We start from the raw sequence: 21,938 nt of genomic DNA, 5'->3' as shown, positions 1-21,938 counted from the left end.
AGCCGCCGCCGTGAAGGTCGAGAACGGCGTGGTCAAGTTCTACTTCGCGAGCGCCAGCGCCGAAGTGGCGCCCAACGCCAGGGAAGCGCTGACCGACGTGATCAAGGCCGTGCAGAGCGGCAGCACCGTGCTCGTGAGCGGTTACCACGATGCGAGCGGCGACCCGGCCAAGAACGCCGAACTTGCCAAGCAGCGCGCGGTGGCCGTGAGCGATGCGCTCAAGGCGGCCGGTGCGCCCGAAGACAAGATCGAGCTCGCCAAGCCCGAGCAATCCCAAGCCGACGGGCCGCCCTCCGAAGCGCGCCGCGTCGAGGTCAAGATAAAGTCCTGAGATGCCCACACCCGCACGACTCGAATCCTTCATCGCCGCCGTCGAAGGCGGCGCGCATGCCAAAGCCATCGAGGACTACTACACGGAAGACGCCACCATGCGCGAGAACCAGGCCGAGCCACGGCGCGGCCGCAGCACGCTGGTGGCGCAGGAGACGGCCGTGCTCGATCGCACCGAAACCGTCACCTCCACCTGCGTGCGTCCGGTGCTCGTGAACGGCGACCATGTGGCGATCCACTGGATCTTCGAGTTCACGTTCAAGGGTGGCGCCAGCATGCGCATGGAGGAAATCGCCTGGCAGCGCTGGGAGGGCGAGCGCATCGCCGAAGAGCAGTTCTTCTACGACCCCGCGCAGCGAAAGCCGGGCTGATTCTCGGCTTCTAGCGCCGGCTCTCGGCCGCCACGGCCCGCACCAGCCGGGTGGCTGGCGCTACCAGCTCCCGCAGGTCCGCAGCGCGATCCTGCTCGATGGCTTGCAGAACGAGTTCATTGATGCCGCCGACCACCGTCATCGCCATCTGGCTCGTCAGATGCACTGCGAGGCCTTCCGCGTCGCCGCTGCTGTTGATCGCCACCTGGATGAAGTTGGCGATCTCGTCGTTCACCCGGCGCCGCACCGCGAGGCCCGGCATGCCCAGGCCGAGGATCTCGACAAACAGCGTGCGCAGCAGCACCGGGTCCTGGGCGAGGTAATCGAAATACGCCGCCATGGCCTGCTCCACCTGCGCATGCCACGGTTGCGCGGGGTCGAAAGCCTCGCTCACCGCCTGCAGCGCGAGCCGGCTGGCAGTTTGGTAGAGCGCGATCAGGCACTCGGTCTTGGTGCTGAAGTGCTCGTAGAAGGTGCGGCGCGACACGGCCGCCTCGCGCACGATGTCGGCAATGGTGGTTTCGGCGTAGCCCTTGGCTGCCACGGCATGCGCCATGCCTTGCAGCAGGCGCGTGTAGTGCTCGCTTCCGGTGCCATCGGCTGACTTGGAAGGCACGGCTGTTTCGACGGCTTCACTCATGAACGGCACATTTTCCTACGCCATGGTACTTGACAGTACCAACTTGCGATTGCACCATGGAGGCAAGTCGGTACGAAGATGTACCAACCATTTCAGTTCCGTGCTTTTTTCGAGGCTTGTTTTTCATGACTGATCTCGTGGTCCGCCGCCTTCTGATCGATTTGCAATCGCCCTTTGCCCGCGACTGGTGCGGCGGCGACGCATTCTCGACCGCTTTCTTCAACGCCCTGTCGATGAGCTTCCCCTTCGGCGAACAATTCTTCATCGACGCGGTTCGCGATGCCGTCGCCACGCTGCCGACGGAAGTGCAGGAAAAGCATCGCGCCGACGTGCGCGGTTTCATCGGGCAGGAAGCCACGCACCGGCGCATTCATTCGCTCTTCAACAACCACCTCGAAAGCCAGGGCCTGGTGGATGGCTGGACGGCGCGCGCGGGCAAGCGCCTGACGCTGATGGAAGACGCCGACTCGCGCCACGCGCTGGCGGTGACGGCGGCCACCGAGCACTTCACGGCGCTGTTCGCCGAATGGCTGCTGGCCCACCCCGAGATCCTCGACGGCGCCGAGCCCCGGCTGCGCACCATGTGGCTGTGGCACAGCGCCGAAGAACTGGAACACAAGAGCGTGGCCTTCGACATCTACAAGGCCGCAGGCGGCTCCGACGAATGGCGCAAGCGCTGGTTCCGCCGCGCCACGATCATGTTCCTGGGCGACCTGATGCATCAGACCATCGACAACCTGCGCCGCGAAAAGCAGCTGCGGAAATGGTCGACCTGGAAGAGCGCCGTGCGCATCCTGCTGAGCCGCGACGGTCTGCTGCGCGGCAACCTGGCCGGCTGGCGCGGCTACCTGCGCCCGGACTTCCATCCGATGCAGCAGGACAGCAGCCTCTCGGTGCGCTGGCTGGAGGACAACCGCGCACAGTACACACCCGTGGGCGCGACACCCGAGGCAGCGGCCGCGGGTTGACCGGCAAGAAAGCTCAGTAGAAGTTGGCGCGTTGCGGCGCACCGCCGCCGGCCTGCTGGTGTTCGGGGCGCAGCGCCAGGTCGTGCAGGGTGTCGAAATCGGACGGAGCATCCGGCACGCGCATCACCACTTCCAGCTCGTGCATCGAAGTGACCCAGCGGCCGGCCGGCGATTCGGCAGGCTCGTCGTTGGCGAAAACGCCGTCGCGGATGTAGAGGGTCTCGCCCTCGGGGCGCTCGGCATGCAGCTCGATCAGGCGCGCGATGGAGAAGTTGTACGTCACGAGCTTTTCGCGCGTCTTGCGGTCCTTGCCGCCGCAATTGAACGAGCCTTCCGCGGCAATGACGATACAGGAGCCGTCCACGCCTCCGTCCATCTCGATCTCATTGCCCGAGCGCCAGATGGCGTTGGGCAGGCGCACGCGCACCTTATCGATCACGAGGTCGCGCTGCTTGTTCAGGCTGCCAAGAGGCGGCACCAGCGAGCGCAATTGGCGCAGGCGCTCGGCGAAGTTGTCGTCCATCAGGAATTCGACATGGTGCGTGGCGCTGCCGGAGGAGCGCTTGACCACCTGAATGACCACGTGGCGCGACTTAGCCATGGCAGAACCCCTTTGCAAGCGTTGAATTCCATGTCCCGCGAGGGGCGTCGACGGCGTGGCTGCAATTCATTGGAAATCGGCTACAAATTAGAACTTTTGAATTCATGCAATCACTTGCATCATTTGTTTCTAACTGTATAACGATTGGCGGCAATGGGGAAGGCCAATTCGTGACTTATGCACGCGGAAATGTCTCCAAAGTGCCTCCCTGATGTGCTAGCAGGGTGTCTCTAACGGACTCGGTCAATACCTACTCAAGGGATTCGTCGAGCGCCTTGCACGAAGGCGCGCAAACGGTCTGGGACTTGCCCAGCACCTGGCGGGTGCGCAACTGCGAGCGCACGCGGTGCTTGCCGCACATGAAGCACGACATGGTCGCGCCACTGAACGACGCCGACGCGCGGAACGGCGAACCGGGCGTCTTCGATTTGTAACGCAGGCCGTCCGCCACCACTGCCGTCTTCACTTCACCCTTCGCCATGCGTCTTGTCCTTGCTATTCGGTTCGGCACGGCGCATCGCGCGTGCAATGGCTTCCCGGGCACTGGTTTCAGCCGCCAGGGAAGCGTCCAACGCCGAGCGGCAAAGCCCGGCGTACTGGTAGTTGAGGTTCTCATACACCTCGGCCGCGGCCGGATAGGCATCGAGCAGGCGGCCGAGCTCGGCGCCCTGCTCGACATCCTCGAACTCATGCACGAGGTGTTCGACCACGGAACGGTACTGCTCTGCGCCGACGGGCACAGCGCTGTGTTCAAGCTTTTCCAGCAGTTGTGCCAACACCTGGGTCACTGCCAGATCGGTCTTGGGAGACGGATTATCGGTCGTGTTCATGGTTTGCATCTGGGGGCAGCATACGCCTATGCAAGTGGCTGCTCGCACGGGGAGGTCTCTGGCGCCCCGGTTTCCTGGGCCGCCTGCATCCGCTGGAGCAGGCTGTGCAGCATCTCGGTGGACAGCCCGTGGATCACCAGCCGATGCCCCGCTCGCAGTGTCGACAGGGGCACGAGCGGGTGCTTGTTGTTGACCAGAATGAGGTGTTCGGGCGCGGCCAGGATCGTGGCCGCGTAGATGCCGATGGTTTCGTCCAGCTGCAGGGAGTTGGCGGCACGCCAGAAATCGTTGTCCGTCAGCATCAGCTGGTAAAGCGGCGTAAAAAGCTCGATGGCGCTTTGCAGGTCGAGAAAATTGAGCTTTCCCTGGGGCATGTCTTCCAGCCGCGGGCCGGGCTCCCTGATCATCGAGAAATCGACCTGTTCCGCCTTGCACAGCGCCACGCCCTTGTCGCGCAGCGCCTTGTTCAGCCGGATCACGAAATTGAACAGGTTCAGGTCGTGCTTCAGGAACATCTCGTCCTTCAGCGCGTCGATGCCGGCCGGCTCCAGCGGGCTCGTCGCTACCGGGGCCGGCGAGTTTCGCCCGATGAAGGCCAGCACCTGCGAGCCCAGGTGAAAGTGCCGCAGGATCAGCCAATTGGCCTCCGGCGAAACAAAGCGCTTCAGCCCCCACGCGAGAAGTCGGTGCAGCAGCATCGAATGCGACCAGTTGCGCGGCACGAACACCTTCACGATCTGGATCAGGATGATCGTCAGCCGCGCGATCGGCCGCAGGAACGGCAGCAGGTACTGGCGCGACGCCGAACTCGAATCGGCCAGCCACGCGGCCTTGACGTCGTCGGGCAGCGGCGTGCTCTGGTCGAGGTAGAGCGCCAGCCAGGGGCTGGGGTCGCGCTCGTCGTGCGCCTGGGTCAGGAAATCAGGTGTTCGGTCCATGGGGCCTGCGTTCGGTGATGTGCTGGAACTGCATCAGGTACAGCGCGGCCGTATGGCGCGCGGTGTCGGCTATCTGTCGGGCGGCGCGCGCGTGCCCCTCTACGGCCATGACCATCTCGACCGCCGTGAGCCAGCGGCTCAGGTGATGCTCGTCGTTGTGACCGTGGTATTCGAGGAAGCGGAAGGCATCGGGTGGCAGCTTCAGGCCGGACTTGAGCAGCGGCAGCAGCGCCGGCACGATGCGCTGGCCCGTGCCCTCGATGATGTAGATCGCGCCCAGCAATCCGATCGGGTCGCGCGTGGCGGCCAGGCCATGCAGGTAGGCGTTGAGCGCCTCGCCGCCGGGGTTGCGGCGCAGGTCTTCGATGTTCTCGACCATGCCGCCGGCCTTGCGGTAGTCGCTGAAGAGGATGTTGAAGTCGTTCTGCTCCTCCCCCGCGTGCACGCCGATCAGCGAGGCCAGCATCTGGTACGGCTCGCTCAGCGAGGCGGCGCCTTCGCGCATCCACAGGCTGCCTTCGCGAACCTGGGGCACCCATTGCTCCATCCAGTTCAGGTAGTCGGGCACGGCAAAGCGGCGCTCGCGGATCTGGCGGACCAGCGGCGTGCGCCAGACCCGGGAGCGGTAGTCGTGCCAGATGGCGGCCAGTTCGGTCAACAAGGCACCGAGGCCCTCGGGCGCGGCGGCCGGGTCGTGCGGGGGCGCGATCACGAGGTCGTCGTCAGGCGCCGCTGCCGCCGCCGCGCGCGGTGCGGCAACCACCGGCACGGCATCGACGGACTCCACTTCGAGCAGCATGTACGCCGCCATGAATCGCCCCGACTCTGGCACGTAGCAGAAGATCTGCTCGCCGGGCTTCAGCGCCTTGGTGTGCAGGAATTCGGCCAGCATCACGAGGATCGACGCGGCCCCGGTGTTGCCGCGCCAGGCCAGGTTGCTCCACCAGCGCTCTCGCGGGATCGACAGGTCGGCCTTGGCCATCAGGTCCTCGACCACCGGGATGAATTTTTCCGACGAGTAGTGGCAGAGAAAGTGATCGACCCGCTTCGGATCGACCCAGCCGTCGCGCACGAGACCCGCGTACTCGTGGATGCCGATGTCGAACAGGTGCGGCAGCAGACGGATGTCCTGGCGCAGCGACAGCGCGCCGGCAGCTTCGGCCTCGGCCCAGGAACCGAAATCGAGGTGGCCGCGTGCCCGGTCTTCGGTCAGCCCGAGCTGCATGCACACCGGGTAGTCGCCCGAGAAGGCGCGCTGGTGCACCCACTTCAGCTTCAGCCGCAACCCCGGTGCACCGGCCAGTGCGGGCGTACCGTCGGACAGCAGCAAGGCGCCCGCGCCATCGGACAGCATCCAGCGCAGGAAGTGAGAGTCGAAGTCTGTCTCGTAGCCGCGCGCCGCGAAGCGCGAGCGCTTGAAGAGGCGCGACGGCATCTCGCTGGCCACCGCCACCGCCGAGCGGTGCGCCCCCAGCTCGATGCCCTGCGCGGCCGTCTGGATCGCCGACACGCCCGCCGCGCAGATGCCGTGCACCGAATGCGTCTCCATCGGCTGCGCCGTCAGCTCGCCCTGGATCATGTTGGCAAAGCCTGGCATCAGCGTGTCGCCGCCCGACGAGCCGCTGGCCAGCAGCGACACGCGCGACAGCTCCGCGCCGCCCCGCCGCAGGCAGTCGCGGATCGCACCTGCCGCCAGTTGCGCATTGGTGTGGCGGGTCACGCCTTCCTCGTCGATGGCGTAGTGCCGCGTGAGGATGCCGTTCTCCGCCAGGATGCGCCGCTTGATGCGCTCCGACATGCGGTTGAGCGGCGCGATGTAGGCGTCCATGCGGTCGTTGGGAATGGGCTCGCCCGGCATGAAGTAGCCGGCGCTTTCGAGGTAGACGCGTTGAAATGAGACGGGCATGGTTCAGTTGATGGGTGAATCGGGAGGCATCAGCGGGCGGCTGCGAAAACGCGGCCACACGGCCCCCAGCAGGAACACCCGCACCATGTACGGCACCAGCCCGCCCTCGTTGAGCGCAGGGTCCACCTGCGCGCGGTAGCGCGTGCGATGCAGGCGGGTGAGCTCGGACCAATGGGCATGCGGGTTTTCGTGGTGTGCGGTGTGCAGGCCGATGTTGAACAGCAAGGGGTTCACCAGCCCCTCGAAATTGCGCGCGTAGTTCAGCCGGCTACCCGGGGTATCGCCCTGCGCCTCCTTGCGAGGCGCCTTCCGGCCGTCGGCGTGGGCATGCTGCAGGTAATTGGTCGCCAGCAGCCAGTGCAGGCCGTGCAGTTGCGGCACGATGACGAAGACCAGCGCCTTGCGCCAGTCGAGCCCCAGCAGCACCGCCCAGCTGGCCAGCCACAGCGCGTACTGCGCCATGCAGTAGCGCCACGCGCCTCGCCTATGCAGCCGCAGCCGAGCAAGCCAGGCGAAGAACACCGGCATCAACACCCACACCGCCTGGAACGGATGCAGAAGGTAGCCCCTCAGGTGGTTGGTGTCGCCGCCGAAGCGGTAGGTGCGCGCCACGTCCTTCGAGCCATGCCGGTGGCGATGGTGGTTGGCCACGTGCGCAGGCCAGAACACGAAGGTCGGGTGTCCCTGCAGCAACGTGATCCAGAAGTCCGTCAACCGGTTCATGCCCCGCCCGCGCCACATGCGCAGATGCACATGGTTGTGATGGATCACGCCGACGCCGAGCGTCAGGAACAGCGTCATCCCATATAGCAGGACATCGAAGCCATGGAACCACTGCCACGCAGCCAGCCCAGGCAACGCGACGAGATAGGCAAGGCTCTGCCAGTCGCGCCGGTGACGCAGCCGCGGCAGGTGGCGGCTCGCGTCAGGCCGTGGTCGCGCCATGCTTCTTGCGGAAGGCCTGGAGAACCGGCTCGGCTGCATCGGCCGCGACGCGCGTTCCGAACAGCCGGTCCATGAACGTGAATTGAAAACCGTAGTTGCCGTTGTGCACGGCATGGTGCAGATGGTGCCGGCGGCTCGCCGCGAACCAGTGGCTGTACGACACGCCCGTGAAGAAGTCGTAGTTCGAATGCCCGATGCAGTTGAAGAACAGGCTGAACACCGGCACCGCCGCGAGCGACCAGAAGCTGAAGTCGTGCACCACCATCGGCAGTAGGATCACGTTGCCGAGCATCAGCGCCTCGACGGGGTGAAAGCTGTAGGTGGCCCACGGGGTGGTCACGAACGAGCGGTGATGCGGCCCGTGAAAGCGCCGCAGCCAGCGCGTATGCAAAAGCCGGTGATTGATCCAGAAATGCACGTCGTTCCAAAAGGCGAGCGCGAGGATCTCGACCGCGACTTGCCGCCAACCCGCATCGCCGTCGAGCCGCGCCCAGCCCAGCTGCAGCAGCCCCCATGGAAACACCATGCCCAGCCCGAAGATCAACACCGACACCCCCGACTGCCCCAGTTCGCGCCGCAGCTGCCCCGGCTGCAGCGGCCGCGGATCGAGTTCGCGCCCGATGCCCAGCGCCGGCAGCGCGCGCTTCGTCAGCAGCCACGTGAGGCCGCCAAAACAGAGATAGATGCCGCCGAAAAAAAGCACGCCCCACAGCATGACCTGCGGGGCGGACAACGAGGTGAAGGTCTGCGCCATCCCCCGAGGCTACAACAGCATCTCGGGAACGATCGGCGCGATGAGCATGTTGTAGAAGCGCTGGAAGAAGCCCGACTCCGGCTCCGAGGTCAGGATCATCTCTTTCTCGCCGTCGTTCGTCAGCCATTGCAGCGTGCCGGTGTCCTTGGCCAGCCGCAGCCGGTAGGAATTCTGCAGCTTGCTGATGTTGATGACGCGCAACATCTCGCGCGCCAGTTGCGGGCTGTCGACCACCACCCCCATCTCGGTGTTCTGGCTGGCCGAGCGCGGGTCGAGATTCATCGAGCCGATGAAGATGCGCGTCCTGTCGATCGCAGCGGTCTTGGAGTGCAGCCGCCCCAGCGACTTGCCAAACATGCCGAAGCGCTCGCCCGCGCTGGTACGCTGCGGGCTCAGTTCGTAGAGGTCGGCGCCGCTTTCGAGCAGCCGCTGGCGGTAGCGCGCATAGCCGGTGTGCACCAGCGGCTCGTCGTTTGCGGCCAGCGAGTTGGTCAGCAGCGTGAGCTTGACCTTGCGCCGGCCCAGGTCCTGGAACGCCTCCATGCCGCGCTCGCCCGGCACCAGGTAGGGCGAGGTCAGGTCGACCTCGCTCTGGGCGTCGAGCAGCAGCGCCCAGACCTTCATCGTCACGCTGGTGGCGATGGCCTCGTCGGCGGACATGGTCGCGGGCTTGGTGGGCGGGTCGGCGATGGCGCGGGCTTCGCCCCACAGCAGGCCCATGCGGCCGCCGTCGAGCTCCTCGGCAATGGGCCCGTAGCCGAGGATGTCGGACGGTGGCAGCACGATCTTCGGTGGTGGCGCGGCCATGCCCACCCAACTGTCGAAATCGGCGCCGTTCGGCCTGCGGCCGCGCTCGCCCGTCACGATGTCGGCAATCGGCCAGACCTGCACGCTGTTCCAGTAGGCGTCGAAGATCGATTCGAGCTGCGGCACCACCTTGCCGATCACCAGCGCATCCATGTCGATGAAGTTCTGCGCCTCGCTCAGCACGAAATACTCTTCGGCGATGTTGCGCCCGCCCACCACCGCCATCACGCCGTCGGCGATGAAGAGCTTGTTGTGCATGCGGTGGTTGAGCCGCGAAATCTCCCACGGCGACGCCGCGAAGCGCGACAGGAAGCCGTTGCGCCCGCAGCAGAACGGGTTGAAGAGGCGCACGTCCACGTTGGGCGTCTCCGACAGCGCCAGCAGCAGCTGCTGGCTCTTGACGGTATACAGGTCGTCCACCAGCACCCGCACCTTCACGCCGCGCATCGCCGCCTCGCGCAGCGTGCGCAGCAGCAGGCGGCCGACGGCGTCGTTCTCGAGCTGGTAATACTGCACCACCAGCGAGCGCTGGGCCCGCTGGGCGAGTTGGATGCGCGCGTCGAGCGAGTACACGCCCAGCGGCATCAGCCGGAAGCCCGAGTGCTCGCCGGGCGGCGTGGATGCGGCGGCAATCTTCGCGAGCGTGGTCGACGGGTCGGCGGAGGCGGCAAATTCGGCGGGCCGTTCCCGTGCCGGCGGCAGCGAACCGCAGGCGCCGAGTGCCGCGATCAGGGCGCCAGCGAGCGCGAGGCGCAGAAGCAAGAGGCAGGCGTTCATGATGGTGCTTCCATGGCGTGGTTCTTCCCCGTCGTTTCTTCAATTGTTCTGCTCAATACGCGGGCCGGCCTGCACCGGTTTCAAGGGCCCCTTTTGGGGACGCCCGGCCTAGAATTCGACCCACATCGCTGCGGAGTTACATCATGGCCCGTTCGCACCTCCATCGCATCGCCTGGATGACGGTTTTTTCAGCCCTGGCGCATCCCGCCTGGGCCGCGCTAGACATCGGCGACCCCGTCCCCAGGTTCACCGCCACCGCGGCCCTGGGCGGCAAGACCTTCCGCTACTCGCTGGCCGACGCTCTCGCCAAGGGGCCGGTGGTGCTGTACTTCTTTCCTGCGGCCGATTCCAACGACTGCTCGATCGAGGCCCACGCCTTCGCCGAGGCCGTGGACCAGTTCGCCGCACTGGGCGCCAGCGTGATCGGCGTTTCGGCGGACGACATCGGCACCTTGTCGAAGTTCTCGGTCAAGTCCTGCCAGAGCCGCTTTCCGGTGGCGTCGGACGAGGGCAAGACCGTGATCCAGGGTTTCGACGCGCTGATGCAGACGCGGCCCGACTTCGCCAACCGCCTGTCGTACGTGATCTCGCCGGACGGCAAGGTCGCCTACTACTACCAGAACCTGAATCCGGACAAGCATGTGGAGCGCACGCTGAATGCGGTGAAGGCGCTGCCAAAGGCCGGCGCGGCCAAGTAAGGATTGCGGGCCGCAGGGCCATGGGATTCGCGCGCTTCGCGCAAAATCCGCCCATGCAGCTCAACTACATCGCCAACGCGCACGTCCCGTCCTCCTCCGGCCGCACCCTGCCGGTCATCGACCCTTCCGACGGCCAGGTTTTCGACGAAATCCAGCGCAGCAACGCGGCCGATATCGATTCCGCCGTGCGCGCCGCACGCGACTGCTTCGAGGGTGTCTGGCACAAGGTTAGCGCAGCCGACCGCAGCCGCCTGCTCTACAAGCTCTCGCAGAAGATCGCCGGGCACGTCGACGAGCTCGCGCTGATCGAGCAGCGCGACTGCGGCAAGCCGGTGAAGCAGGCGCGCGCCGACGCTGTGGCACTGGTTCGCTATTTCGAGTTCTATGCCGGCGCCTGCGACAAGCTGCACGGCGAGACCATCCCCTACCAGGACGGCTACAGCGTCTTCACCTGGCGCGAGCCGCACGGCGTCACCGGCCACATCATTCCGTGGAACTACCCGATGCAGATCTTCGGGCGCAGCGTGGGCGGCGCCCTGGCGGCTGGCAACGTGTGCGTGGTCAAGCCGGCCGAAGACGCCTGCCTCTCGCTGATCCGCGTGGCGCAGCTCGCGGCCGAAGTCGGTTTTCCGGCCGGCACGCTCAATATCGTGACGGGCTACGGCCATGAAGTGGGGGACGCGCTCGCTCGGCACGAGGGCATCGACCACATCAGCTTCACCGGCAGCCCGAAGATCGGCACGCTGATCCAGCAGGTAGCGGCCGAGCGGCACTGCCCGGTCACGCTGGAGCTGGGCGGCAAGAGTCCGCAGATCATCTTCGCGGACGCTGACCTGGACGCAGCCATTCCCGTGGTCATCAATGCCATCGTGCAGAACGCCGGGCAGACCTGCTCAGCCGGCTCGCGGGTGCTGATCCAGCGCGACGTCTACGAACCGCTGCTGGAGCGCCTGGGCCACGCTTTCGAGGCGCTGCGCGTCGGCCCCGCGGCCATGGACCTCGACGTGGGCCCGCTGATCCGCCAGACGCAGCAGCAGCGCGTGTGGGACTTCTTGAGCGATGCGCAACATGCCGGCATCCCGATGGTGGCGCAGGGCATCGTGGTCGACGAAGCGCCCGAAACCGGCTTCTACCAGGCGCCCACCCTGCTGCGCGACGTGCCGGTGAATCACCGGCTCGCACAGGAAGAGGTGTTCGGCCCGGTGCTGGCGGCCATGGCCTTCGCCGACGAAGACGAAGCCGTGGCGCTTGCCAACGCCACGCAGTTCGGCCTGGTCGCCGGCGTGTGGACCACCGACGGATCGCGCCAGTTCCGCATGGCCAGGCGCGTGAGGAGCGGCCAGGTGTTCATCAACAACTATGGCGCGGGCGGGGGCGTCGAGCTGCCGTTCGGCGGCGTGAAGTCCTCGGGCTACGGCCGCGAGAAGGGTTTCGAGGCCCTCTACGGCTTCACCACGCTCAAGACCGTCGCCGTCAAGCACGGCTGAGGCCAAGGGCCGGCCCGGCAGCCGCCCAAACAGAGCGCATTCCAGAACATTGACCTGGGACATGGTTTACGCGGCGGCGATCAAGTAGCCTGAGGTTCACAGGCCCTTGGGCCGTGGCGCAAAATCGGACCCGCTTCATGAAAAACAGCAGCAATACCGTCATTCCGATCTCCACGATCGGCCGCGCACGTCCCGCCGTGGCCGTGCCGGAGGTCGCCGTGCCCGCCACGGGGGTGCTGCTCGACCGCCTCGGCCGGCCCATGACCGACCTGCGCATCAGCGTGACCGACCGGTGCAACTTTCGCTGCAGCTACTGCATGCCGAAGGACGTGTTCGACAAGGACTACAAGTACCTGCCGCACAGCGCGCTGCTGAGTTTTGAAGAAATGACGCGGCTGGCCCGCCTGTTCGCTGCGCACGGCGTGCGCAAGATCCGCCTGACCGGCGGCGAGCCGCTGCTGCGCAAGAACATCGAAGGCCTCATCGAACAACTCGCCGGGATCCGCTCGCCCTCCGGCGAGCCGCTGGCGCTGACGCTCACCACCAACGGCTCGTTGCTCGCGCGCAAGGCCGCCGGGCTGCGGGCTGCAGGCCTGCAGCGCGTGACCGTGAGCCTCGACAGCCTCGACGACGCCGTGTTCCGCCACATGAACGACGTCGACTTTCCGGTGGCCGATGTGCTCGCCGGCATCGACGCGGCGCTGGCCGCCGGCCTCGGCCCCATCAAGGTCAACATGGTCGTCAAGCGCGGTACCAACGAGCAGGAAATACTGCCGATGGCCCGCTACTTCCGCACGCACCACGGCGGCAAGGTGGTGCTGCGCTTCATCGAATACATGGATGTGGGCGCCACCAACGGCTGGCGCATGGACGAGGTGCTGCCCTCGGCCGACGTCATCGCTCGCATCCATGCCGAATTTCCGCTGGTGCCGCTGGAAGCCGCCACGCCCGGCGAGACCGCCCAGCGCTGGGCCTATGCCGACGGCAGCGGCGAGATCGGCGTGATCAGCAGCGTCACGCAGGCCTTCTGCCACGACTGCAGCCGCGCGCGCCTGTCGACCGAAGGCAAGCTGTACCTCTGCCTCTTCGCCAGCGCCGGCCACGACCTGCGCCCGCTGCTGCGCGGCACCGCCAGCGACGACGACATCGCCTCGGCCATCGGCCACATTTGGCAGGGCCGTGCCGACCGCTACTCCGAGCTGCGCGCCCTGCGTGGGCCTGACAACGACAGCGGCGATGCCGGCGGCAAGGCGCCGCGCCGCGTCGAGATGAGCTACATCGGCGGATGACGCAGGCGCCCGCCATGCCCGCGCACGCCTTCATCGCGGCCGCCGACATCACGGGGCTTCTGCTGGCCGGCGGACGCGGCTCTCGCATGGGCGGGGTCGACAAGGGACTGCAGCTTTTCAACGGCGAGCCGCTGGCTCTGCATGCGATCCGGCGGCTGGGGTCGCAGGTCGGCCAGCTCATCGTCAATGCCAACCGCAACCTCGCCGACTACGAAGCCTTCGGCGTGCCGGTGTGGCCCGACAGCCTCGCGGACTATCCGGGGCCGCTCGCGGGCTTTCTCACCGGGTTGGAGCACTGCACGACACCCTGGCTGTTGACCGTACCTTGCGACACACCGCTATTTCCGCCAGACCTCGCCGTCCGGCTCGCCGAAGCGGTGGCCGCCGAAAATGCAGAGATCGCGATGGTCAACGCACCCGAAATCTCCGAAGGCGAGGTGGTGCTGCGCCTCCAACCCGTCTTCTGCCTGCTGCGCGCCGAACTGCGCGAGAGCCTGCGACGCTACACCGAAGCCGGCGGCCGCAAGGTCCACGCATGGACCGCACAGCACCGCACAGTGCACGTGCCCTTCAACCGCCCCGGCGACGCGCCCGACGCTTTCTTCAACGCCAACACCCTGGCCGAACTGCACGCCCTCGAAAACCGATGAGCCGCATCGCAGACATCGCCTCCGCCCTTTCGGGCTACGACGCTGCCGTCGACCTGAGCGTCGAGGCCGTCCACGCTTTTCTCTCGCAACTCACGGCCTCGGCGGTCGTCACGCAACGGGAGACCGTCTCCTTGCTCGACGCGCTCGGCCGCGTGCTGGCCGAAGACATCGTCTCGCCCATCAGCGTGCCGCCGCACGACAACTCCGCCATGGACGGCTACGCCTTCGACGGCGCGGTGCTGCCGCGAGACGCGCCCATCGACGTCTCGGTCACGCTGCGCGTGGCGGGAACGGCGCTGGCCGGCGGCGCCTGGCGTGGCACGCTGGGTCCAGGCGATGCGGTGCGCATCATGACCGGCGCCATGATGCCGGCGGGCCTCGACACCGTCGTGCCGCAGGAGTTCTGCAAGGTCGATGGCGACCGCGTGTGTTTCCCGGCCAGGGTGCTGCGCCGCGGCGACAACCGCCGCCTTGCGGGCGAAGACCTGATGCAGGGCCAGACCGCGCTGCGCAAGGGCGAACGCCTGTCGCCCGCCGCGCTCGGCATGGTCGCGAGCCTCGGCCTGCCGGACGTGCCTGCGATGCGGCGGCTGCGGGTGGCCTACTTCTCGACCGGCGACGAGATCCTGAGCCTCGGCGACGCGCCGCGCGAAGGCGCCGTGTACGACAGCAATCGCTACACCGTGTTCGGCATGCTCGCGCGGCTGGGCTGCGAGGTGATCGACCTCGGCCTCGTGCGCGACGATCCGGCCACGCTCGCCGCCGCATTGCGGCGCGCCGCGCGCGAGGCCGATGCCATCGTCACCAGCGGCGGTGTCAGCGCCGGTGCGGCCGACCACACGCGCGACGTGATGCAGCAACTGGGCGACATGGCGTTCTGGCGCGTGGCCATGCGCCCGGGCCGGCCGCTGGCGGTGGGGTTGATCCCGCGCGAGGCGTCGCCGCAGCCAGCGGTGCTGTTCGGACTGCCGGGCAATCCGGTGGCCGTGATGGTGACCTTCCTGGCCTTCGTGCGGCCGGCGCTGCTGCGCCTGATGGGCTGCCACGACGCGGCAGCCGCGCCACCGCCCTTGCTGCGAGCGCGCTGCACAGGCCCGATCCGCAAAAAGCCGGGCCGCACCGAATACCAGCGCGGCTTCGTGAAGACCACGCCGGACGCGTTGCCTGAGGTGTGCGTCGCGAGCCACCAGGGCTCAGGGGTGCTCAGCTCGATGGTCGAAGCCAACGGGCTCGTGGTGCTGCACCACGATCAGGGCAATGTCGCGGCGGGCGGCGAAGTCGACGTGATGATGTTCGACGGCAACATCTAGGCGCCCCGAACGGTCAGATCCGGCCCAAGGCCTTGTCCACGCCCTTGTTGGCCAGCATGTCGGCGCGCTCGTTGCCCGGGTCTCCCGAGTGGCCCTTGACCCAGCGCCACTCGATCTGGTGGCCGCCCTCGCTCACCAGCTTGTCGAGCCGCTGCCAGAGTTCGACGTTCTTCACGGGCTGCTTGCTGGCTGTCATCCAGCCCTTGGTCTTCCAGCCGCGGATCCACTCGGTGATGCCCTTGCGCACGTACTGGCTGTCTAGATAAAGCAGCACCTTGCAGGGCCGCTTGAGCGCGGCCAGGCCTTCGATGACGGCAGTCAGCTCCATGCGGTTGTTGGTGGTGTCGAGTTCACCGCCGAACAGGTCTTTCTCGGTGGAGCCCGACTTGAGCCACGCGCCCCAGCCGCCAGGGCCGGGGTTTCCCTTGCACGCGCCATCGGTGTAGATCACGACTTCGTTCAAACCGGCTTTTCCTTCTTCATCATCATTCGTTTTCGTTCATTCTCAATTCTTGCCGACCTCGTTGCGGTGCACCTTGCCCGCGATGGGCACCGGCGCCGTGGCGCGGGCGCCCGAGCGGCGCCACTCGGCGCTCAGCAGGCGCATGCCGCGCACCCGCTTCACGGCGACCAGGAAGTAGGCTGCGCCAAAGATCGGCCACCAGCGCTCGCCGGCGGCATCCATCCAGCGCGAGCGCTCCAGCCAGGCTTCGCTGCGCACCGCAGGCCGGTAGACGCCGAAGCGGCCCGACTCCACCTCGAAGCTCAGGAGCCGCAGCCAGTCGCGCATGCGCCAGTAGCCGATGAACTCCCCGCCTTCGGGCAGGTACAGGTCGCCGATGCCGAGCCGGCGATAGAGGTGTGCGCGTCGCTGCCGCATGCCCCAGAGGCTGGCCGGGTTGAACCCGCAGATCACCACGCGGCCCTCGGGCACCAGCACCCGCTCCACCTCGCGCAGGGTGGCGTGCGGATCGGGGCTCAGTTCGAGCGCGTGCGGCATCACCACCAGGTCGAGGCTGTTGGCTGCAAACGGCAATGCCGCGAAGTCGGTCAGGAGCGTCGCCCTGCCGCCTCGGGCGGGGTCGTCCAGCGCCAGCCAGCGGTGCGGCATGCGGTTGGCGCGCAAGCCGTCGACCTCGGCCGCACCCAGCTGCAGCGCGTGATAGCCGAACACGTCGGCCACCGCCTGATCGAACTGGGCCTGCTCCCAAGCCAGAAGGTAGCGCCCCGGGGGGGTCGCGAACCAATCCTGCAAACCTATAATTTGACCGCTCATGACCCTTGTTCCGCTGCCCGCCTTCGCTGACAACTACATCTGGATGCTGCACGACGGGTCCCACGCCATCGTGGTGGATCCGGGCGACGCCCAACCGGTGTTCGACGCGCTGGCGCGCCACAAGCTGCAGCTGGCCGCGATTCTAGTCACGCACCACCATCCCGATCACACAGGGGGCGTGGCCGCGCTGCACGAGGCCACCGGCGCACCCGTGTGGGGGCCGGCGCGCGAGCGCATTCCCGAGCCGTTCACGCCGCTGGCGCAAGGCGACATTGCCGAGGTGCTCGGCCTGCGCTTCGAGGTCATCGACGTGCCGGGCCATACGGCCGGCCACATCGCGTACTTCCTGCCTGCGGCGCAAACGGCGGGTGGCGATGCGCCGCTGCTGTTCTGCGGCGACACGCTGTTCTCCGGCGGCTGCGGGCGCCTGTTCGAAGGCACCCCCGGGCAGATGCTGGCTTCGCTCGATGCGCTTGCCGCATTGCCGGGCGACACGCGTGTCTGCTGTGCGCACGAATACACACTTTCTAACCTGCGTTTTGCCCAGGCGGTGGAACCGGGCAACGCCGAACTGGATCACTACAACGCGCGCTGCGAAAGCCTGCGCGCGCAGGGGCAGCCCACGCTGCCGTCGCAACTGGCAATCGAACGCCAGGTCAACCCCTTTCTTCGCAGCCGCGAAGCCACTGTCCTTCGAGCGGTGCGTGCCCACGCCGAGCTGGCTGCCGATGCAGCCGAGGCCGATGTGTTCGCCGCACTGCGCCAATGGAAAAACGACTTCCGATGAAACTGATCGCTGCCACCTGCCTTGCAGGTTCACTGGTGCTCGCGGGCTGCGCGGGCACGAGCAACAACAACAGCTCCTCCCCCTCTTCTTCGTCGGCCGGCGGCACCGGCGCCAAGGCCACGGGTAGTGCGGCCCCCATCTACCCACGCGACTCTCTCTCGCCCCTCGCCACCGGACAGGCCCAATCGCAGAGCGTGGTCACGCTCGCGCCGCCGGTCGACATGTGGGACCGCATCCGCCGCGGCTTCAAGATGCCCAACCTCGACAGCGACCTGGTGCGCGATCGCGAGCAGTGGTATTCCAGCCGGCCCGACTACATCCAGCGCATGACGGAGCGCTCGAACAAGTACATCTTCCACATCGTCGAGGAGCTCGAGCGGCGCAACATGCCGACCGAACTCGCACTGCTGCCCTACATCGAGAGCGCGTTCAATCCGCAGGCCATCTCCAGCGCGCGCGCCGCGGGCATGTGGCAGTTCATGCCGGCCACCGGCACCGACTTCGACCTGAAGCAGAACATCTTCCGCGACGACCGCCGCGACGTGGTGGCCTCCACCCGCGCCGCGCTCGACTACCTGCAGAAGCTCTATGGCATGTTCGGCGACTGGCAACTGGCCCTGGCCGCCTACAACTGGGGCGAAGGCAGCGTGAGCCGCGCCATCGCCAAGAACCAGCGCCTGGGCCTGCCCACCACCTACAGCGACCTCACGATGCCCGCCGAGACACGGCTCTACGTGCCCAAGCTGCAGGCCGTGAAGAACATCGTGGCGAATCCGCAGGCCTTCAACACCGAGCTGCCGCTGATCGCCAACCACCCGTACTTCCAGACCGTCACGCTCACGCGTGACCTCGACGTGGAACTCGCCGCCAAGCTTGCCGACGTGCGGCTCGAAGACTTCCGCGCGCTCAACCCCGCCGCGCACAAACCGGTGCTGATCGCAGCCGGCACGCCGCAGATCCTGCTGCCGTGGGACAACGCGGCCGTGTTCCAGCGCAACTTCGATGCCTATTCGCAGGGTCAGTACGCCAGCTGGACCGCCTGGGTCGTGCCCAACACCATGACCGTTGCCGACGCGGCCCAGCGCTCCGGCATGAGCGAAAGCGACCTGCGCGCCATCAACAACGTGCCGCCGCGCATGCTCATCAAGGCCGGCTCGACGCTGATTGTGCCGCGCGGCGCCCGCGTGAAGGAAGACGTGGCGGCCGTGGTGGCCGACGGCGGCCACCTGAGTTTCCAGCCCGAAATCGTCACCCACCGCACGACGGTGAAGGCCGGGCGCGCGGACAGCGTCGCCAGCATTGCGCGCCGCTACAACCTCAAGCCCGCCAACGTGGCCGAGTGGAACGACGTGAAGCCCAACCACGCCTTCAAGCGCGGCTTCAGCGTGGTGGTGTACCTGCCGATCCGCGCCACGGTGGCGGCGCGCGCCGGCACCGGCGTGGCGGTCGCGCGCGGACACGCGGTGGCGGTATCTGCGAAGCGCGGCGCACCGGTGAAGGTTTCGGCGCCGCGGGGCACCAATGTTGTCAAGGTGCCTGCCAGCAGCAAGCAGCAGGTGGTGCGCGAGAAGCGCGGCGGCATGCCGGCCAAGAAAAAACGCTGAAACGGCGCTCTTCCTGCTTCGGCCTCTGGAGGTTCAGCGGGCCGCTGCCGCAGCCCATGCCCTGCGGCGCACCACGGCTTCGAGTGCGGCCACGGCGATCATGACAAGCGTCGTGAGCGTGCCCACCACCATCACCGAGAGGTGCGGAGCAAAGACTGCGAGCACGGCCAACAGGCCCAGGCCGTAAAGGTGCGACTGCGGCAGGAAACCGCGCACCACACGCTTGAACAGCGCATTGCCGAACAGGTACAGCGCCGGCCCGCCGATGAGTGCGCCGAGATACTTGAGCTCGGCATGGTGCGAGCCCTCGTTGATCGTGAGCTCGTCCGCCACCGCGCACACGATGATGCCCGCCACCAGGATCACGTGCGTGTAGTGGAACTTGGCGCCGATGCCACCGGGGTCGGGCGAATGCTCGATGGCATGGGTCGCCTCCCTCGCGCTGGTGTCGAAGTACATCCACCACATCGCGAGGCTGCCCGAGAAACCCACGAGCAGCGCGAACAGGTCGATGCCGTGCCATTCAGTGTGCTGGCCGAAGGCGATGCCGGTGGCCAGCACCGACTCGCCCAGCGCGACGATCACGAACAACTGGCAGCGTTCGGCGAGGTGCCCGCCGTCAATGGTCCAGTCGGCGGTCGTGGAGCGACCCAGTCCCGGAAAGCGCAGCCCGATCATCGGCGCGATGTATTCGCACAGCACGCCAACGAACCACAGCGCGAGGCGCGCCTGCCCTTCGGCCAAGCCGCCCGCGATCCAGAACGCTCCGGCCAGGCAGTTCCATGCCAGCAGCCGGCGAAAATTGGGTGTGAGCGGATCGTTCGAGCCGATGGCGATCAGCATGCAGAACGTGCGCCCCGCCTGGATGCCCACGAAGCACAGCGCGAACACCAGCCCGCGCTCTGCGAAGGCGCCGGGCAGCGCCGAGGCCATCACCATGGCCAGCAGCATGATGGCGAACAGCACGCCTCGAATGCGTAGCGCGCCAGGGTTGAACCAGTTGGTGGTCCATGCCGTGTACTGCCAGCCCAGCCATACCGCGAACCACATCACCAGCGTCTGGAACGCGCCCGACAGCGTGAGGTGGTCCAGCAGATAGTGGGAGAGTTGCGTGACCGAAAAAGCATAGACCAGATCGAAGAACAGCTCTTCGTTCGAGACCCTGGCAGCCTCGTTGCGCGAGCGCAAGGTCGTGGCCCGCTTGTTGTCGTGGCTCATTGGCTTACTACCCCCGTGAATTCGTTGCCGCGCTCTCCGGAGCGTCGCGCAAGATCATCGCATGAGGGAGCTACAGCTTCTCGGTTTCGCCGGTCTTGGGCTGCCACTTCATGAGCCGCTTCTCGATCAGCCCCACGATGCCGTCGAGCACCAGCGCAAAAGCCGTGAGCACCACGATGCCGGCGAACACGGTGTTGACGTCGAAGGTGCCTTCGGCCTGCAGGATCAGGTAGCCCACGCCGCGCGCCGAGCCCAGGTATTCGCCCACCACCGCGCCCACGAAGGCCAGCCCGACCGAGGTGTGCAGGCTGGAGAACACCCAGCTCGTTGCGCTCGGCAGGTACACCGTGCGCAGCAGCTGCCGCTGGTTCGCGCCCAGCATCTTCGCGTTGGCCAGCACCACCGGGCTCACCTCGCGCACGCCCTGGTAGACGTTGAAGAACACGATGAAGAACACCAGCGTGACGGCCAACGCCACCTTGCTCCAGATGCCCAGGCCGAACCACAGCGCGAAGATGGGCGCGAGGATCACCCGCGGCATCGAGTTGGCGGCCTTGATGTAGGGGTCGAGGATCAGGCTCGCCATGGGCGCGAGCGCCAGCCACAGCCCGCAACCCAGGCCGAGCACCGTGCCGATGCCGAAGGCCAGCACCGTCTCCAGCAGCGTGGTTCCCAGGTGCAGGTAGATGTCGGCGTTGCCCTTGAGCCCGTCAGGGAACAGCGCATTGGGCGGCACCTCGAACGGCAGGAACCAGCTCCAGATGCGGCCCGCCACCTGGATCGGCTCGCCGACGAAAAAGGCGAACTGCTGGTTGCGCGAGGCAATGTGCCACGCCACCAGGATCACTACCAGCAACGCCAGCTGCCAGAAGCGCGCGTTGCGCTCGTTGAGTCCAAGGCGGGGCATCACGCGGCCTTCCTCAGCTGCTGCGCGTAGCCCTTCAACGCCTCGTCGCGCAGCACCTCCCAGATCTGGGTGTGCAGCTCGACGAAGCGCGGCTGCGTGCGCACCTCGGCAACGTCGCGCGGACGCGCCAGGTCGATTGCGAACTCGCCGATGGGGTGCGTTGCCGGGCCGGCCGACAACACCACCACGCGGTCGCTCATGGCAATGGCCTCGTCGAGATCGTGCGTGATGAAGAGCACGGCCTTCTTCCTTGCGCTCCAGAGGTCGAGCACTTCGTTCTCCATCAGTTGGCGCGTCTGGATGTCGAGCGCGCTGAAGGGTTCGTCCATGAGGATGATGTCGGGGTCGAGCACCAGCGTCTGTGCCAGCGCCACGCGCTTGCGCATGCCGCCCGAGAGTTGGTGCGGGTAGCGGTCGCCGAAGCCTGATAGGCCCACGCGCGAGAGCCATGCCTCGGCCTGCTGGCGCGCTTCGGCATCGGACACACCGCGGTACTGCAGCCCCACCATGACGTTGTCGATGGCGCTGCGCCAGGGCATCAGCGCCTCGGTCTGGAACATGTAGCCGGCGCGCGTGTTGATGCCCGCGAGCGTCTGGCCGAAGACCTTCACGGTGCCCGAAGAAGGTTCGAGCAAACCCGCACCAACGTTCAGCAGCGTCGATTTGCCGCAGCCCGTGGGACCGACCACCGAGACGAACTCCCCCGCCTTGATGCGCAGCGTGGTGTCGGCCACCGCGGTGTAGCGCTGGCCTGGATCGTCCTTCGAATGGAAGGTGCAACTGATGGAGAGAAGTTCGAGTGCGTGGTCGGACATGGCGTAAAAAACCCGGCCTGAGCCGGGTCG

24 protein-coding genes are annotated in these 21,938 nt (G+C 66.8%); 10 read left to right on the top strand and 14 right to left on the bottom strand.

All coding sequences use genetic code 11. The features are described from left to right. A partial coding sequence (locus tag PMI12_RS21645; protein ID WP_007836719.1) for an OmpA family protein occupies positions 1-331 on the top strand: 331 nt, incomplete at its 5' end. A gap of 1 nt (position 332) precedes the next feature. Next, positions 333-701, top strand: a complete 369-nt coding sequence (locus PMI12_RS21640; protein WP_007836718.1) for a nuclear transport factor 2 family protein — start codon at positions 333-335, stop codon at positions 699-701. Between the two features lie 10 nt (positions 702-711). Here PMI12_RS21640 and PMI12_RS21635 read toward each other — a convergent pair whose 3' ends face one another. After that, on the bottom strand, positions 712-1,341 hold the full coding sequence (locus PMI12_RS21635) for a TetR/AcrR family transcriptional regulator (protein ID WP_007836717.1): 630 nt from the start codon (positions 1,339-1,341) through the stop codon (positions 712-714). 125 nt (positions 1,342-1,466) lie between these two features. Here PMI12_RS21635 and PMI12_RS21630 point away from each other — a divergent pair, with 125 nt between their 5' ends. Then, positions 1,467-2,309: a metal-dependent hydrolase gene (locus tag PMI12_RS21630; RefSeq protein ID WP_007836716.1), complete on the top strand. Its 843-nt coding sequence runs from the start codon at positions 1,467-1,469 to the stop codon at positions 2,307-2,309. Positions 2,310-2,322: 13 nt separating this feature from the next. Here the strand turns inward: PMI12_RS21630 and PMI12_RS21625 are convergent, their stop codons facing one another. The 8 genes from PMI12_RS21625 to PMI12_RS21590 all read right to left on the bottom strand — a co-directional run bounded on the left by PMI12_RS21625 (position 2,323) and on the right by PMI12_RS21590 (position 9,867). Then, positions 2,323-2,910, bottom strand: coding sequence for a hypothetical protein (locus tag PMI12_RS21625; RefSeq protein ID WP_007836715.1), 588 nt, complete (start codon positions 2,908-2,910; stop codon positions 2,323-2,325). 250 nt (positions 2,911-3,160) lie between these two features. Beyond that, entirely contained in the window at positions 3,161-3,391 is a 231-nt protein-coding gene (locus PMI12_RS21620; protein ID WP_007836713.1) for a hypothetical protein, read from the bottom strand. Next, positions 3,378-3,749 (bottom strand): hypothetical protein, encoded by a 372-nt coding sequence (locus PMI12_RS21615; protein WP_007836706.1) that lies wholly within the window; start codon positions 3,747-3,749, stop codon positions 3,378-3,380. Before PMI12_RS21615 ends, PMI12_RS21620 begins: the two co-directional genes overlap by 14 nt. Before the next feature lie 17 nt (positions 3,750-3,766). Further along, positions 3,767-4,678 carry a DUF6999 family protein gene (locus tag PMI12_RS21610; RefSeq protein ID WP_007836704.1) on the bottom strand — a complete coding sequence of 304 codons (912 nt, stop codon included), beginning with the start codon at positions 4,676-4,678 and terminating at the stop codon, positions 3,767-3,769. Further along, positions 4,662-6,584 (bottom strand): StlD/DarB family beta-ketosynthase, encoded by a 1,923-nt coding sequence (locus PMI12_RS21605; protein ID WP_007836699.1) that lies wholly within the window; start codon positions 6,582-6,584, stop codon positions 4,662-4,664. Before PMI12_RS21605 ends, PMI12_RS21610 begins: the two co-directional genes overlap by 17 nt. A 3-nt stretch (positions 6,585-6,587) precedes the next feature. Further along, entirely contained in the window at positions 6,588-7,529 is a 942-nt protein-coding gene (locus PMI12_RS21600) for a fatty acid desaturase (RefSeq protein ID WP_042673965.1), read from the bottom strand. Next, positions 7,510-8,283 carry a sterol desaturase family protein gene (locus tag PMI12_RS21595; RefSeq protein WP_007836695.1) on the bottom strand — a complete coding sequence of 258 codons (774 nt, stop codon included), beginning with the start codon at positions 8,281-8,283 and terminating at the stop codon, positions 7,510-7,512. The genes PMI12_RS21600 and PMI12_RS21595 overlap by 20 nt, the downstream gene beginning before the upstream one ends. A 9-nt stretch (positions 8,284-8,292) precedes the next feature. Continuing rightward, positions 8,293-9,867, bottom strand: a complete 1,575-nt coding sequence (locus tag PMI12_RS21590; protein ID WP_007836694.1) for a phospholipase D family protein — start codon at positions 9,865-9,867, stop codon at positions 8,293-8,295. 143 nt (positions 9,868-10,010) lie between these two features. On the opposite strand from PMI12_RS21590, the gene PMI12_RS21585 reads away from it, so the two are divergent. The 5 genes from PMI12_RS21585 to moeA all read left to right on the top strand — a co-directional run bounded on the left by PMI12_RS21585 (position 10,011) and on the right by moeA (position 15,301). Continuing rightward, the gene (locus PMI12_RS21585) at positions 10,011-10,565 is read left to right on the top strand and encodes a peroxiredoxin (protein WP_007836688.1); all 555 of its coding nucleotides are present in this window, start codon (positions 10,011-10,013) and stop codon (positions 10,563-10,565) included. 53 nt (positions 10,566-10,618) lie between these two features. Further along, on the top strand, positions 10,619-12,052 hold the full coding sequence (locus PMI12_RS21580; protein ID WP_042673975.1) for an aldehyde dehydrogenase family protein: 1,434 nt from the start codon (positions 10,619-10,621) through the stop codon (positions 12,050-12,052). Between the two features lie 137 nt (positions 12,053-12,189). Continuing rightward, positions 12,190-13,341 carry a GTP 3',8-cyclase MoaA gene (moaA, locus tag PMI12_RS21575; RefSeq protein WP_007836684.1) on the top strand — a complete coding sequence of 384 codons (1,152 nt, stop codon included), beginning with the start codon at positions 12,190-12,192 and terminating at the stop codon, positions 13,339-13,341. Between the two features lie 14 nt (positions 13,342-13,355). Then, entirely contained in the window at positions 13,356-13,991 is a 636-nt protein-coding gene (gene mobA / locus PMI12_RS21570; protein ID WP_042673970.1) for a molybdenum cofactor guanylyltransferase MobA, read from the top strand. Then, positions 13,988-15,301, top strand: a complete 1,314-nt coding sequence (gene moeA / locus PMI12_RS21565; RefSeq protein ID WP_007836680.1) for a molybdopterin molybdotransferase MoeA — start codon at positions 13,988-13,990, stop codon at positions 15,299-15,301. The genes mobA and moeA overlap by 4 nt, the downstream gene beginning before the upstream one ends. Positions 15,302-15,314: 13 nt before the next feature. Here moeA and rnhA read toward each other — a convergent pair whose 3' ends face one another. Both rnhA and PMI12_RS21555 read right to left on the bottom strand, forming a co-directional pair. Further along, positions 15,315-15,764 (bottom strand): ribonuclease HI, encoded by a 450-nt coding sequence (gene rnhA / locus PMI12_RS21560; RefSeq protein WP_007836679.1) that lies wholly within the window; start codon positions 15,762-15,764, stop codon positions 15,315-15,317. A 42-nt stretch (positions 15,765-15,806) separates the two neighbouring features. Next, on the bottom strand, positions 15,807-16,577 hold the full coding sequence (locus PMI12_RS21555) for a class I SAM-dependent methyltransferase (RefSeq protein ID WP_193386569.1): 771 nt from the start codon (positions 16,575-16,577) through the stop codon (positions 15,807-15,809). Here PMI12_RS21555 and gloB point away from each other — a divergent pair. Further along, positions 16,576-17,364, top strand: a complete 789-nt coding sequence (gloB, locus tag PMI12_RS21550; RefSeq protein WP_007836677.1) for a hydroxyacylglutathione hydrolase — start codon at positions 16,576-16,578, stop codon at positions 17,362-17,364. The genes PMI12_RS21555 and gloB overlap by 2 nt on opposite strands. Continuing rightward, the gene (locus PMI12_RS21545) at positions 17,361-18,968 is read left to right on the top strand and encodes a transglycosylase SLT domain-containing protein (protein ID WP_007836676.1); all 1,608 of its coding nucleotides are present in this window, start codon (positions 17,361-17,363) and stop codon (positions 18,966-18,968) included. Before gloB ends, PMI12_RS21545 begins: the two co-directional genes overlap by 4 nt. A 33-nt stretch (positions 18,969-19,001) precedes the next feature. Here the strand turns inward: PMI12_RS21545 and PMI12_RS21540 are convergent, their stop codons facing one another. The 3 genes from PMI12_RS21540 to PMI12_RS21530 all read right to left on the bottom strand — a co-directional run bounded on the left by PMI12_RS21540 (position 19,002) and on the right by PMI12_RS21530 (position 21,908). Beyond that, positions 19,002-20,186, bottom strand: coding sequence for a low temperature requirement protein A (locus PMI12_RS21540; RefSeq protein ID WP_007836675.1), 1,185 nt, complete (start codon positions 20,184-20,186; stop codon positions 19,002-19,004). Positions 20,187-20,256: 70 nt separating this feature from the next. Continuing rightward, positions 20,257-21,093 carry an ABC transporter permease gene (locus PMI12_RS21535; protein WP_007836674.1) on the bottom strand — a complete coding sequence of 279 codons (837 nt, stop codon included), beginning with the start codon at positions 21,091-21,093 and terminating at the stop codon, positions 20,257-20,259. Next, positions 21,093-21,908, bottom strand: coding sequence for an ABC transporter ATP-binding protein (locus tag PMI12_RS21530; protein WP_007836673.1), 816 nt, complete (start codon positions 21,906-21,908; stop codon positions 21,093-21,095). Before PMI12_RS21530 ends, PMI12_RS21535 begins: the two co-directional genes overlap by 1 nt. Positions 21,909-21,938: the final 30 nt, after the last annotated feature.

Source organism: Variovorax sp. CF313 (assembly GCF_000282635.1).
Classification (GTDB): Bacteria; Pseudomonadota; Gammaproteobacteria; order Burkholderiales; family Burkholderiaceae_C; genus Variovorax.
Note: the sequence above shows the minus strand (reverse complement) of the source record. Positions and strands in the feature narration are given on the sequence as shown.

Bases quoted from the DNA above. Each gene is read 5' to 3' on its own strand.
- PMI12_RS21640 (WP_007836718.1), top strand. From the start codon at position 333: ATGCCCACACCCGCACGACTCGAATCCTTCATCGCCGCCGTCGAAGGC.
- PMI12_RS21635 (WP_007836717.1), bottom strand. From the start codon at position 1,341: ATGAGTGAAGCCGTCGAAACAGCCGTGCCTTCCAAGTCAGCCGATGGC.
- PMI12_RS21630 (WP_007836716.1), top strand. From the start codon at position 1,467: ATGACTGATCTCGTGGTCCGCCGCCTTCTGATCGATTTGCAATCGCCC.
- PMI12_RS21625 (WP_007836715.1), bottom strand. From the start codon at position 2,910: ATGGCTAAGTCGCGCCACGTGGTCATTCAGGTGGTCAAGCGCTCCTCC.
- PMI12_RS21620 (WP_007836713.1), bottom strand. From the start codon at position 3,391: ATGGCGAAGGGTGAAGTGAAGACGGCAGTGGTGGCGGACGGCCTGCGT.
- PMI12_RS21615 (WP_007836706.1), bottom strand. From the start codon at position 3,749: ATGCAAACCATGAACACGACCGATAATCCGTCTCCCAAGACCGATCTG.
- PMI12_RS21610 (WP_007836704.1), bottom strand. From the start codon at position 4,678: ATGGACCGAACACCTGATTTCCTGACCCAGGCGCACGACGAGCGCGAC.
- PMI12_RS21605 (WP_007836699.1), bottom strand. From the start codon at position 6,584: ATGCCCGTCTCATTTCAACGCGTCTACCTCGAAAGCGCCGGCTACTTC.
- PMI12_RS21600 (WP_042673965.1), bottom strand. From the start codon at position 7,529: ATGGCGCGACCACGGCCTGACGCGAGCCGCCACCTGCCGCGGCTGCGT.
- PMI12_RS21595 (WP_007836695.1), bottom strand. From the start codon at position 8,283: ATGGCGCAGACCTTCACCTCGTTGTCCGCCCCGCAGGTCATGCTGTGG.
- PMI12_RS21590 (WP_007836694.1), bottom strand. From the start codon at position 9,867: ATGAACGCCTGCCTCTTGCTTCTGCGCCTCGCGCTCGCTGGCGCCCTG.
- PMI12_RS21585 (WP_007836688.1), top strand. From the start codon at position 10,011: ATGGCCCGTTCGCACCTCCATCGCATCGCCTGGATGACGGTTTTTTCA.
- PMI12_RS21580 (WP_042673975.1), top strand. From the start codon at position 10,619: ATGCAGCTCAACTACATCGCCAACGCGCACGTCCCGTCCTCCTCCGGC.
- moaA (WP_007836684.1), top strand. From the start codon at position 12,190: ATGAAAAACAGCAGCAATACCGTCATTCCGATCTCCACGATCGGCCGC.
- mobA (WP_042673970.1), top strand. From the start codon at position 13,356: ATGCCCGCGCACGCCTTCATCGCGGCCGCCGACATCACGGGGCTTCTG.
- moeA (WP_007836680.1), top strand. From the start codon at position 13,988: ATGAGCCGCATCGCAGACATCGCCTCCGCCCTTTCGGGCTACGACGCT.
- gloB (WP_007836677.1), top strand. From the start codon at position 16,576: ATGACCCTTGTTCCGCTGCCCGCCTTCGCTGACAACTACATCTGGATG.
- PMI12_RS21555 (WP_193386569.1), bottom strand. From the start codon at position 16,577: ATGAGCGGTCAAATTATAGGTTTGCAGGATTGGTTCGCGACCCCCCCG.
- PMI12_RS21545 (WP_007836676.1), top strand. From the start codon at position 17,361: ATGAAACTGATCGCTGCCACCTGCCTTGCAGGTTCACTGGTGCTCGCG.
- PMI12_RS21540 (WP_007836675.1), bottom strand. From the start codon at position 20,186: ATGAGCCACGACAACAAGCGGGCCACGACCTTGCGCTCGCGCAACGAG.
- PMI12_RS21535 (WP_007836674.1), bottom strand. From the start codon at position 21,093: ATGCCCCGCCTTGGACTCAACGAGCGCAACGCGCGCTTCTGGCAGCTG.
- PMI12_RS21530 (WP_007836673.1), bottom strand. From the start codon at position 21,908: ATGTCCGACCACGCACTCGAACTTCTCTCCATCAGTTGCACCTTCCAT.